Annotated in this window: 15 protein-coding genes and 1 other RNA gene; 3 read left to right on the plus strand and 13 right to left on the minus strand. The window is 68.4% G+C overall.

Features of this window, described 5'->3' with window-relative positions; translation table 11 throughout:
- Window positions 1-445: aminotransferase class III-fold pyridoxal phosphate-dependent enzyme (locus RYM47_RS19395; protein WP_315390140.1), on the minus strand; the 445-nt coding region annotated here is incomplete at its 3' end.
- A complete protein-coding gene (gene thiE / locus RYM47_RS19400) occupies window positions 442-1,089 on the minus strand; it encodes a thiamine phosphate synthase (RefSeq protein ID WP_315390142.1) in 648 nt (215 codons plus the stop codon). The genes thiE and RYM47_RS19395, both read right to left, overlap by 4 nt.
- A 72-nt stretch (window positions 1,090-1,161) precedes the next feature.
- Between thiE and RYM47_RS19405 the strand changes: the two genes are divergently transcribed.
- Entirely contained in the window at window positions 1,162-1,353 is a 192-nt protein-coding gene (locus RYM47_RS19405; protein ID WP_070207325.1) for a rubredoxin, read from the plus strand.
- Here RYM47_RS19405 and RYM47_RS19410 read toward each other — a convergent pair.
- From RYM47_RS19410 to RYM47_RS19445, 8 genes are all read right to left on the minus strand, one after another.
- Window positions 1,350-2,195 (minus strand): SirB1 family protein, encoded by an 846-nt coding sequence (locus tag RYM47_RS19410; protein ID WP_315390145.1) that lies wholly within the window; start codon window positions 2,193-2,195, stop codon window positions 1,350-1,352. The two genes, RYM47_RS19405 and RYM47_RS19410, sit on opposite strands and share 4 nt — an antisense overlap.
- 74 nt (window positions 2,196-2,269) lie before the next feature.
- On the minus strand, window positions 2,270-2,725 hold the full coding sequence (locus RYM47_RS19415) for a DUF192 domain-containing protein (protein WP_315390147.1): 456 nt from the start codon (window positions 2,723-2,725) through the stop codon (window positions 2,270-2,272).
- A 48-nt stretch (window positions 2,726-2,773) separates the two neighbouring features.
- Window positions 2,774-3,421 (minus strand): ribose-5-phosphate isomerase RpiA, encoded by a 648-nt coding sequence (rpiA, locus tag RYM47_RS19420; protein WP_315390149.1) that lies wholly within the window; start codon window positions 3,419-3,421, stop codon window positions 2,774-2,776.
- 26 nt (window positions 3,422-3,447) lie between these two features.
- Window positions 3,448-3,924, minus strand: a complete 477-nt coding sequence (locus tag RYM47_RS19425) for an EVE domain-containing protein (protein WP_070207329.1) — start codon at window positions 3,922-3,924, stop codon at window positions 3,448-3,450.
- A complete protein-coding gene (locus tag RYM47_RS19430) occupies window positions 3,921-4,511 on the minus strand; it encodes a 5-formyltetrahydrofolate cyclo-ligase (RefSeq protein ID WP_315390151.1) in 591 nt (196 codons plus the stop codon). The genes RYM47_RS19425 and RYM47_RS19430 overlap by 4 nt, the downstream gene beginning before the upstream one ends.
- 70 nt (window positions 4,512-4,581) lie before the next feature.
- A non-coding RNA gene (gene ssrS / locus RYM47_RS19435) (6S RNA) lies at window positions 4,582-4,766 on the minus strand.
- An 85-nt stretch (window positions 4,767-4,851) separates the two neighbouring features.
- Complete coding sequence (locus tag RYM47_RS19440; protein ID WP_102945157.1) at window positions 4,852-5,148, minus strand: cell division protein ZapA; 297 nt, start codon at window positions 5,146-5,148, stop codon at window positions 4,852-4,854.
- Window positions 5,145-5,366, minus strand: coding sequence for a TIGR02449 family protein (locus RYM47_RS19445; protein ID WP_070207332.1), 222 nt, complete (start codon window positions 5,364-5,366; stop codon window positions 5,145-5,147). The genes RYM47_RS19440 and RYM47_RS19445 overlap by 4 nt, the downstream gene beginning before the upstream one ends.
- A 129-nt stretch (window positions 5,367-5,495) precedes the next feature.
- Here RYM47_RS19445 and RYM47_RS19450 point away from each other — a divergent pair, with 129 nt between their 5' ends.
- On the plus strand, window positions 5,496-6,044 hold the full coding sequence (locus tag RYM47_RS19450; RefSeq protein ID WP_315390154.1) for a UPF0149 family protein: 549 nt from the start codon (window positions 5,496-5,498) through the stop codon (window positions 6,042-6,044).
- 1 nt (window position 6,045) lies between these two features.
- Complete coding sequence (locus RYM47_RS19455) at window positions 6,046-7,386, plus strand: aminopeptidase P N-terminal domain-containing protein (protein ID WP_315390155.1); 1,341 nt, start codon at window positions 6,046-6,048, stop codon at window positions 7,384-7,386.
- 244 nt (window positions 7,387-7,630) lie between these two features.
- On the opposite strand, the gene pepQ is transcribed toward RYM47_RS19455, so the two are convergent.
- The 3 genes from pepQ to RYM47_RS19470 all read right to left on the minus strand — a co-directional run.
- A complete protein-coding gene (gene pepQ / locus RYM47_RS19460; RefSeq protein WP_315390156.1) occupies window positions 7,631-8,956 on the minus strand; it encodes a Xaa-Pro dipeptidase in 1,326 nt (441 codons plus the stop codon).
- Window positions 8,957-9,038: 82 nt separating this feature from the next.
- Window positions 9,039-9,386, minus strand: a complete 348-nt coding sequence (locus RYM47_RS19465; RefSeq protein ID WP_070207374.1) for a PilZ domain-containing protein — start codon at window positions 9,384-9,386, stop codon at window positions 9,039-9,041.
- On the minus strand, window positions 9,383-10,923 hold a 1,541-nt coding region (locus RYM47_RS19470; RefSeq protein WP_343229874.1), incomplete at its 5' end, for a DUF1631 family protein. The genes RYM47_RS19465 and RYM47_RS19470, both read right to left, overlap by 4 nt.

Consider the following 10,923-nt stretch of genomic DNA (forward strand, 5'->3'; position numbering starts at 1 on the left):
CGCCGTGGCCGTGGTAGCAGCCTTCGAACTTGACGATGCGGTTGCGGCCGGTGGCACCGCGCGCCAGCCGGATCGCCGACAGGGTCGCCTCGGTGCCGGAGTTGACCATGCGCACCATCTCGCACGACGGCACCAGCCGCGTCAGGGTCTCGGCCATGGTCACCTCGGCCGCGCACGGCGCGCCGAACGACAGGCCGTTGTTGATCGCCTGCTTCACCGCCTGGCGTACCGTGGCGTGGTTGTGACCGACGATCATCGGCCCCCACGAGCCCACGTAGTCGATGTAGCGGTTGCCGTCCACGTCATACAGGTACGGGCCGTCGGCGCGCTCGACGAAGAACGGCTCGCCGCCCACCGACTTGAACGCGCGCACCGGCGAATTGACGCCGCCCGGCAGCAGGGCCTGGGCGCGGGTGAACAGGGTGTGGGACTGGTCGTGGTTCATGCGGAAGGTTCCTGGAAACGGGCGAGGTAGGCGCGCAGCGTGGCGACCGGGTCGGCGGCGGCGAACACGCCGCTGACCACGGCCAGCAGGTCGGCGCCGGCGCCGATGAGCGGGGCCACATTGTCCGGCGTCAGACCCCCGATCGCCACCCGCGGCACCCCGAGTGCGGCGCTTTGCCGCAGCAGGTCCGGATGGGCGCGGCTGCGGGTGACCTTGGTGGTGGTCGGGAAGAACGCACCGAAGGCCACGTAACTGGCCCCGGCGGCCACCGCGCGCTGGGCGTTCTCCAGCTGGTCGTAGCAGGACGCACCGATGATGGCCTGGGGGCCGAGCAGGGCGCGTGCCGCGCCGACGTCGCCATCGGTGCCGCCCAGGTGCACGCCGGCCGCGCCGACCGCCAGGGCCAGCGCCGGGTCGTCGTTGATGATCAGCGGCACCCCATGCGCGGCGCACAGCGCCTGCAGGGCAAGCGCCTGCTCGTGGCGGAGCTCGGTGCTGGCGGTCTTGTTGCGGTACTGCAGCCAGGTCGGGCCGGCCGCCAGCAGCGGTGCCACGCGGGCCAGCAGGCGGGGGGTGTCGGCGTCGTCGGGGGTGATCAGGTACACGCCGCGCACGGGCGCGGACGGGGAAGCAGGAGCTGTCATCGATGGCTACCGGTAGCGCGGCGGGAGTGGGACAATGGCCTATGACCGTACTGTCCAACGCCTGATTATCCGATGACCGACGCCACTGCCACCACCTTCCGCACCTGGATGTGCGTTGTCTGCGGCTTCATCTACAAGGAGGCCGACGGCCTGCCCGAAGAGGGCATCGCCCCGGGCACCGCGTGGGAAGACGTGCCCGACACCTGGACCTGCCCGGACTGCGGCGTGACCAAGGACGATTTCGAAATGGTCGAGATCGACTAATGTAACCGCGGCACCCGGCCACCCATCTCGATCAATTTCTCCCGCACCCACTGCGCGTCATTGGCCTGGCCATTGCGCTGCAGGTACAGCCCCAGGTCGTGGCGAGCGCCGGCTTCGTAATCCAGCTGCAGGTAGGCCAGCCCCCGATCGCGCAGGGCATCGTCCTGTTCCGGGGCCAGCTTCAGCAGGCGGTCGGCACTGCGCGCGGCACGGTCCCACTCGCTGCGTTCGGCATAGACCCCGTGCAGGTTGCGCAGCATGCGCATCAGGATCGCGCGCGCCGGGGCCGCGTCCAGAATCTGTGCCAATACCTGGTCGTCCGGCGCTTCCCCGCCCAGGTGCGAGCGCGCGCGCTCACGCAGCTCGTCCACGTCCAGCGGGCGTCCGCCATTGAACGGGTCCATCACCAGCATCCCGTCGTCGACCGGCAGCCGCACCAGGAAGTGCCCCGGGAACGACACACCGTCCAGCGGAATGCCCAGCCGCCGCGCCACTTCCATCTGCACCATCGCCAGCGAGATCGGGTTGCCCAGCCGGCGTTCGAACACCTGGTTGAGGTAACTGTTGCGCGGGTCGTAATACTCGCCGTGATCGCCGCCATAGCCGAGCTCGTCGAACAGATGACGGTTGACCGCCGCGATCTTGAGCGGCCAGTGTGCGATGGTTTCCACCTCGCCGCGCAGGTGGTCGGCGTGGCTCTGCACCAGTGCGTCGTAGACCTGCGGGTCCAGGTCGGGGTACTCATCACGCGCGATCAGCAGGGCCGTCGGCAACAGGGGCAGCGCCTCGTCGTCCAGTTCGGCCAGGGAGTCCCACGCCGGCAATGTCATGTGCCCCTGCATGGAGACAGACTGGCGACAAACGCGGTGCGATTCAAGCGGTGCGGCGTGAAAACAACGCCGCCACCGCAGGGCGTTCAGGGCTGGTCGGCGATGCCGGGACCAAAGGTGAGCTGGGCGCCGTCCTGCAGGCCCAGTTTTTCGGCCTGGCCAGCGTTCAGCTCCAGCACATAGCGGGCGGGGCCGCTGCTGGGATAGGGCGGGCAGCGGTCGCCGGCCGAGCACGGCGGCACGTCGCGCTGCTGGGTCACCAGCCGGCGCTGGTCATCGAAGTACAGGATGTCGAGCGCGATCTTCGTGTTCTTCATCCAGTACGCCTGCAGCTCCTGGCGGTCGTGCAGGAACAGCATGCCGTGGTCGGCCGGCATTTCATCGCGGAACATCAGCCCGCGCGCGCGGGTTTCGTCATTGGTGGCCAGTTCGACCTGGTAACGGGCGCCGCCCAGTTCCACCCAATGGCTGGTGCCGGTGCTGGCGCAGCCGGACAGGGTAAGCAGCAACAGCAACGGCAACAGCAGACGCATCAAGCGCATGGGCAGTCCCTCGGGCAGGCGCCGGCACGGACGTGCCGGCGGGGGTTATCAGAACACCTTCGGCGGTTCGCCGCCAACAATCACCACGTCGGCCGGGCGGCGGGCGAACAGGCCCACGCAGACCACGCCGGGCAGCTGGTTGAGCTCGCGCTCCAGTGCCACCGGGTCGGTGATCTGCAGATGGTGGATGTCCAGGATCTGGTTGCCGTTGTCGGTGATGACCCCCTCGCGCCAGGCCGGTTGGCCGCCGGTCATGTCCATGATCCGGCGCGCGACCAGGCTGCGTGCCATCGGAATCACTTCCACCGGCAGCGGGAAGCGGCCCAGCACCGGCACCTGCTTGCTCGGGTCGACGATGCACACGAAGCGCTCGCTGGCCTCGGCGATGATCTTCTCCCGGGTCAGCGCGGCGCCACCGCCCTTGATCAGGTTCTTGTTGCCGTCGCACTCGTCGGCGCCGTCCACGTACAGCGACAGGTTGCCGGTGTGGTTGAGCTCCAGCACTTCGATGCCGTGCTGGCGCAGGCGCGCGGTGCTCTGCTCGGAGCTGGAGACCGTGGCCTTGATGCGGTGCTGGATGCGGGCCAGGCCATCGATGAAGTAGGCAACGGTGGAGCCGGTGCCGACCCCGACGATCATGCCGTCTTCGACGTATTCCAGGGCTTTCTCTGCGGCGAGGCGTTTGGCTTCGGACATGGCGGGAAACTCGTACGGGAAAGGGGTCAGTGCTTTTCGAGCGACAGCAGCAGCTTCCACTGCGCGGCCGTCACCGGAATGATCGAGAGGCGGTTGCCGCGCGCGGTCAGCGCGAAGCCTTCGCCCAGCGCGTCGGCGTGCAGCTTGATCTCGTCCAGCGAAATGGTGTCGCGCAGCTTGCGCTCGAAGGCCACGTCCACCAGCAGCCAGCGCGGGGTTTCACGGGTGGCCTTGGGATCGTAGTAGTCGGATTTCGGATCGAACTGGGTGTCGTCCGGGTAGGCTTCGGTGGCAACCGTGGCCAGCCCGACGATGCCGGGTACCTTGGTATTGGAGTGGTAGAACAGGATGCCGTCGCCGACCTTCATGCCGTCGCGCATGAAATTGCGCGCCTGGTAGTTGCGCACGCCGTTCCAGGGTTCCTGGCCCACGCGCTTGAGGTCATCGATGGAAAAGGCGTCCGGTTCGGACTTCATCAGCCAGTAGCGCTTGCGTGCGGTCATTCGGGATCGTTCGGTACGGGGAAAAGGGTCGCGGCGTCGGTACAGATCGCATCCACGCCAACGTCCCAGGGTTGCACCGGCAGGTCGTCGACCTGCTGCACCGAAAACCCGACGCCGACCAGCCACGGTGGGGCCGGGCGCTGCTGGCGGAATGCGAAGCTGCGATCATACCAGCCGCCCCCCATGCCCAGCCGCCGGCAGTGCGTGTCGAAGCCGACCAGCGGCGCCACCACCAGCGCCATCTGCGCCGGTGCAAGGGTGTCGTCAACGGCAACGTCGGGTTCGGGAATGCCGAAGCGATTGGCGGTCAGCGGCTGGCCCGGGCGCCACGGTGCGAAGCGCAGGGTGTCGCCGTCCAGCACCGGCAGGCAGTAGGTCACGGTGTCGGGCAGGCGCATCTGCCAGCGGTGCAGGGCGATCTCGCCATCCAGTGCCCAGTACCCGGCCACGTGGCCGCGAGTGGGCGCGAAGGGCAGGGCAAGCAAAGCATCGGCGAGCTGTTCGGCGGCGGCCAGGCGCTGCGCGGCGGGAATGTCTCGGCGGCGTTGGCGCAACTGCTGGCGCAGTGCGGAGCGCGGGTCGGTCATGCCTGGGTCCGTTGGGGCCGGATAAAACAAGAGCGACGTCCCGATGGAACGTCGCTCTTGCAGGAATACTGCATTCTCCGCGGTGACGATGCGTGCGAAACGACCTTGAACCCGGGGTTCAAGTGGGTACGCTGGGACTCCTTCGGGCTTCCCGCTACAAGGCGGACCTGCACTCCCGGCGCCGTCGCGCACCCGTGGTCGTAATTAAGGGACAAGGCGAATGTTTGCACACGCCGTCGTTCACAGCAGAGAACGCGAGGTCATTATAGCCAACGCGGCGAAATCGGATACCCCGTTCGTCGGTAGGATTACAGGCCAATTCAGAACAATGAAGGGCAGATCACGCGCCGTCGATGGCACGATCAAGGCGCCTGTTCAGATCGGCGAGCGTCTGCTGCAGGGCCACCGCCTGGCGCGCGTGGTCATCACGCAGCTGCTGCAGCTCATGCGCCAGGTTGAGCGCGGCCAGCACGGCGATGCGGTCGACCGCAGCCATGCGGTTGCTGCCCCGGATTTCGCGCATCTTGGCATCGAGCAGGCGTGCGGCGGCGGTCAGGCTTTCGCGTTCGTCCGCGCCCACGCCCACCGTGTACTCGCGATCCAGGATGCGGACGCTGACCGGTTCGTTCTGGCTCATGTGTGCTGCTCCAGCGATTTGAGCCGGGTGATCATCGCTTCCACCCGGGAGCGGGCCTGCTCGTTCTTGGCCAGCAGCTGCGAGCGCTCGTTGACCAGCGTCTCCTGCTGGTGGCGCAGGCTGCGGTTTTCCTCGGCCAGGCGCTGGTTGCGCTCCAGCAACGCCTCCACCCGGGCGGCAAAGGCCTGTAGCTGGGCGATGGCATCGGAAGGTTCCATGTCCGGCACGATAGGCAAGGGAGCTGGAGCCGGTCAAGCGAATAATGAACACCGGTGGATTGATACACTGTGGCGCTGCCACCCCGTGGTCGCCGGCTGTCCGGGCGCCCCACCAGATCGAGCCTTGAAATGACCGAACTTCCGAGTGTCAACGACGTGAACCAGGCCAGCCAGGCGGCCGGCCTGGGTGCCAATGCAGCCGAGCTGCACGGCGGCCTGTGCGGCTGGCTGTCGGCCGGCGGCGCCCCCGTGCGCGAATGGCCGGCGCGGGTGCTGGCCGACGACAATGCGCCGACCCCGGTCGAGGGCGATGCGCTGGACCAGCTGCGGATCGCCAGCGTGGCGCAGCTGGAAGACCGCGACTTCGCCTTCGAGCTGCTGCTGACCGACAGCGACGACACCGCCGCGCAGGCCGATGCGCTGTTCACCTGGGCGCGCGCGTTCCTCGGCGGTTTCGGCCTTGGCGCGGGCAGCAAGCGGCCGCCCCTGTCCGAGGAAGGCGAAGAAGCGCTCACCGACCTGGCCAAGCTGGCCCAGGCGTCGAGCGAGGACTTCGAAAGCGGCAACGATGACGACGACGACGCGCTCGCCGAGATCGAAGAATTCATCCGCGTGGCGGCCCTGCTGCTGCACGGCGACTGCGTCATGGCCGCGCGCCACCGGCAGCGCCTGAACTGAGATGGACAACCACGCGTTGACCGGCATTTCCGCCGCCGAGTACGCCGGCCGCCGCCAGCAGCTGATGGAGATGGCCGGCGATGACGCCATCCTGGTGCTGCCGGCCGCCTCCGAGCGGGTGCGCAGCCTGGATACGCATTACCCGTTCCGCCAGGACTCCGATTTCTGGTACCTGAGCGGGTTCCCGGAACCGGACGCGGTGCTGGTGCTGATCCCGGGCCGCCGCCATGGCGAGGTGATCCTGTTCTGCCGCGAGCGCGACGCCGAGCGCGAAGCATGGGACGGCGCCCGCGCCGGCCAGGAAGGCGCGGTGGCGCAGTACGGCATGGACGACGCGTATCCGATCGACGATCTGGACGACATCCTGCCGGGCCTGCTGGAAGGCCGTTCGCGCGTTTACTACCACTTTGGTCGCGACGCCGAGTTCGATCTGAAGCTGATCGGCTGGGTGAACCGCGTGCGTTCCCAGGTGCGCCACGGCGCGCAGCCACCGCACGAATTCCTCGAGCTCGGCCACCTGCTGCACGAACAGCGGCTGTTCAAGTCCGATGCGGAGATTGCGCTGATGCAGCGCGCCGCCGACATCACCGTGCAGGCGCACCGCGCCGCCATGCACGCCGCGCGACCGGGTATCCACGAATACGAACTGCAGGCCGACCTGGAACGCGTGTTCCGCGCCAACGACGCATGGGCGGCGTACGGCAGCATCGTGGGCACCGGCAGCAACGGCTGCATCCTGCATTACCGCGCCAACAACGCGCGCAGCCGCGACGGCGAGCTGGTCCTGATCGACGCCGGTGCGGAGTTCCGCGGTTACGCCAGCGACATCACCCGCACCTTCCCGGTCAACGGCCGCTTCACCGCCGAGCAGCGCGCGCTGCACGACCTGGTCGGCGCAGCGCAGGCTGCCGCACTGGCCGAAGCCCGGCCCGGCGCCGCCTATGAAGCCGGCCACCTCGCGGCCGTGCAGACCCTCACCGAAGGCCTGCTGCGTCTCGGCCTGCTCAAGGGCACGCTGGAAGAGAACATCGCCGAAGGTCACTACCAGCGCTTCTACCGCCACAAGACCGGCCACTGGCTCGGCCTGGACGTGCACGACGTCGGTGATTACCGCCTGGCAGGCGACTCACGCATGCTCGAAGTCGGCATGGCCTTCACCATCGAGCCCGGCCTGTACATCAGCGCCGACGACACCAGCGTGGAAGCGCGCTGGCGCGGCATCGGCATCCGCACCGAAGACGATGTGGTGATTACCGATGACGGCCACCACGTGCTGACCGCGGCATTGGCGCGCAGCGCAGACGAGATTGAAGCGGAGATGCAGAAGGCGCATCGCTCGTAGAGCCGGGCTCTGCCCGGCATCCGCGTTTCCCGTGGCCACCGACGCACTATCGAGGGGCCGGCGGGTGGGGGGTACGGGACCGTGAAGGCACATGGATGTGCCGCCCGAGCCTAACGGGAGATTTAAGGCGTGTCCCGTACCCCCCGCCCGCCGGCCCCACACCAGGGAACGCCTCAGCCGAGGGCTGTTCGCCTGAATCCAACAGCAGCCGGGCAGAGCCCGGCTCTACGGCATCCTGTCGACGTCAGGCTTTCGCAAACTCAGGACGCGTCAGATTGTCTGCATCGCCCTCGGTGCACAGCACTTCGTCTTCGATGCGGATGCCGCCGTACGGACGGAAGAAGTCCACTCGGTTCCAGTCGATGCTGTCGGCATGGCCGCGCTGCTTCACCTCGTCCAGCAGCATGTCGATGAAGTACACGCCCGGCTCGATCGTCACCACCATGCCCGGCTCCAGCGAACGCGTCAGGCGCAGGTACGGGTGACCGTCCGGACGCTCCACGCGGCCGCCCTTGTCGCTCGCCGCAAAGCCCGCCACGTCGTGCACCTGCAGCCCGATCAGGTGGCCCAGGCCGTGCGGGAAGAACGCCGCGCTCACGCCCGTCGCCAGCGCCGCTTCCGGCGACACCTTCAGCACCCCGAAGTCCTTCAGGATGCCCATCAGCGACACGTGCGCGTCCACGTGCAGCTGCTTGTAATCAACACCCGCGCGCACCCCCGCGCCCATCCGCTGCTGCGCCGCGTCGACCGCCTCGATCATCGCCTGGAACTCATCGTGGCCCGCCGCCGCATACGTACGCGTGATGTCGCTCGCGTAGCCGAACGCACTCGCGCCCGCGTCGATCAGGAAACTGCGCAGCGGCTGCGGCGGCGTACGTCCCAGGTCCGTGTAATGCAGCACCGCCGCATGCTCGTTCAATCCGATGATGTTGCCGTACGGCAGCTCATTGGCGTCCTGGCCCACCGCACGGCAATACGCCATGTGGATCTCGAACTCGCTCGCGCCCGCACGGAACGCCGCCTCCGCCGCGCGATGCCCGCGCACACCCAGTCGCTGCGCCTCGCGCATCAGCGCGATCTCGTACGGCGTCTTGTACGCCCGGTGCCAGTCCAGGTAATGGATCACAGGCTCCGGATTGTTCGGCACGAACGCGCCCATCGCACTTTGTCGCTCACCCAGGATCGCGCAGCGCGCCGCATCGCGCGGCAGCAGCGCCAGCGCCTCGTCGGCCGTGCGGATGATCTCGATGTCGAAATGCTCCACCCACCAGCCGTTGGGCGCGTCCGGCACCACGTGCCAGTAGTCGAACGGCTGGTGGAAGATCACCTTCGGGCGTTGCCCCGGCGTGTACACCACCCAGCTGTTGGGCACCTTGGTCAGCGGCAGCCACGCCTTGAAGTTCGGGTTCACCGCATACGGATAATCGCGGTCATCGAACGCCTGGTAATGCAGCGTGCCGCTGGGAATCACCAGATGATCGAATCCCCCGCGTGCCAGCGCCTGGTCGGCGCGTTGGCAGAGCACGCGCACGTGCTGGGAATACAGGGCACCAAGGTCGGGCTGGTTCATCGCGGAGGCTCATCAGGCAGTGCGGAATGCAGCCCTTGATTCTGCCGCAATCGGCCAGCGCGTGCTGTGCCGGAACCGGCACTCAGACCGCCGAAGATTCCTCGGCGATCCACGCCCGCAGCTGCTCCTTGTGCTCGCGGCTGAGGGTCAGGAAGCGGAAGCCGGCCCAGCTTTGCCCAGTGACATGGCTGGGCTCGTTCCACAGCAGGTGCACGCCCACGTCCAGGGTCTGCGGCTGCCCATTCGCGCCGGGAATGGCGAAGCGCATCTGGTACAGCGCATCTTCGTTCATCGGCACCGAGCACAGCATCAGCATGCCGGTTTCGGAAATGTTGCCCAAGCGCCCGATCACGGCTTCGGCCAGCGTGTCGGTCACCGGCACCTGGTCGTTGACGTTGCGGCGCGGCGCGCGGCGGGTGTCGTCGTTCATGCTTCAGACTCCGCAGGGGCCGGGGTGCCGGCCAGCGAACGCAGGGTACGCAGGGTCGCCTGCCAGGCCCGGTCGATCAGGCGGCTCTTGCCTTCGCTGACCAGCCGCGCCTGGCCGTGTGCCATCAAGCGGGCCAAACCGTCCAGCGAATGCTCCGCCACCTTCTGCCCGCGCGGATTCACGAACAGCGCGTTGTCGGTGATCAGGCTGTACCAGGACAGGCGCTGGCGACGCATGTCGCCCTGCTGGTTGGTGGTGAACTCGAACCAGGTGCCGAATGGCAGCGTGCGCAGCTGGCGGTAGTAATCTTCCTCGGCCGGGGTGCGCGCCAGCGGCGCCTCGCGCCGGGCTTCCGTGCCTTCGGCCTGCTCACCCAGCCGCGAACGCGCCCGGATGCGCGCGGTCAGTTCGGTGCGCGAGCTGGCCTCGTCTTCGCCGCCCGGCGTGGACAGGCGCCGGGCGATCGCCGAGGCCTCGTCCTGGTGGTAACCCACCTGCAGCAGCGCCGCTTCCACCTGCGAACCCAGCTCGGCATCGCTTTCGGCGCTGCCCGGCGGCTGGCAGGTGACCTCGGCGATGCGCGCGGTTTCCTTTTCGCGCGCGTGCCACTGCTCGGAGCCTTCGCCGTTGCGCAGCAGGGTCAGGGTCAGGACGTCCGACCAGGCCTGCTTGAGCAGCGACTGCACGAAGCGCGGCGGCGATGCCTGGGCGCACAGCTGCTCGATGCTTGCGCCTGCCTGCTGCTTGGCCGACTCCAGCCGTTCCTTGCCGCGCGCCGCCTCCACATGCCGGCGCTCGGCCAGCTCGGCCTTGTGCGCCAGCGCACGGAAGTGCTGCTGGATCTCTTCATTGGCCGCGTCGAAAACCGCCGCGTCGCCTTCGTAGTCGGTGACCACCTTGTCCACGGCGCGGTCCAGCTTCTGCACCAGCTGCGGATCGACATCGTCTTCGCCCAGCCAGTTGGCACCGGCTTCGGCCACCGCGTTGAGCAGCTCGCGCGCCGGGTGCTGGTCGCGGACGAAGAACGCCGGGTCGGACAGCGCCGCGCGTGCCACCGGCACCTGCAGGCGGGTCAGCAGGTCGGCTGCGGCCGCATCGGGACGGACCTCCCGGTGGATCTGCCCGTACAGCATGTCCAGCAGGTCGAAGGTGTCGGTGTCCTTCACCGTCAGGCTGGCCTGCGGGCCGTGCTCGGCGCGCATCTGCGCCAGCAGAGCGTTGTGCAGGTCGGCCATGCTGCGGCGGACCCCGGCGGCCTGCGCCTGCAGCTTGGCCAGGGTGGCATGCACGGCGCTGCTGTCCACCGGTACCGGTGGCGGACGGAGGGTGTCGGCTGGAGCATCGGCCGCGTCAGCCGCCACACCGCCCGGACCCGGCGCACCGGCAGCGGTTCCCGTGCCGGTGCCGGCCGCGCCGCCCGCAGCGCCGGCCATGTGGCCTGGGCCGGTGGCCGCCGCGGCGGGCCCAACGCCCGTTGCCCCCCCGGTGTGGCGGGCCCCGTCCCCCCCATGAAGACGGGCCCCCCCGGCCCCCCCCG

This window comes from uncultured Stenotrophomonas sp. (genome assembly GCF_963519125.1).
Taxonomy (GTDB): domain Bacteria; phylum Pseudomonadota; class Gammaproteobacteria; order Xanthomonadales; family Xanthomonadaceae; genus Stenotrophomonas.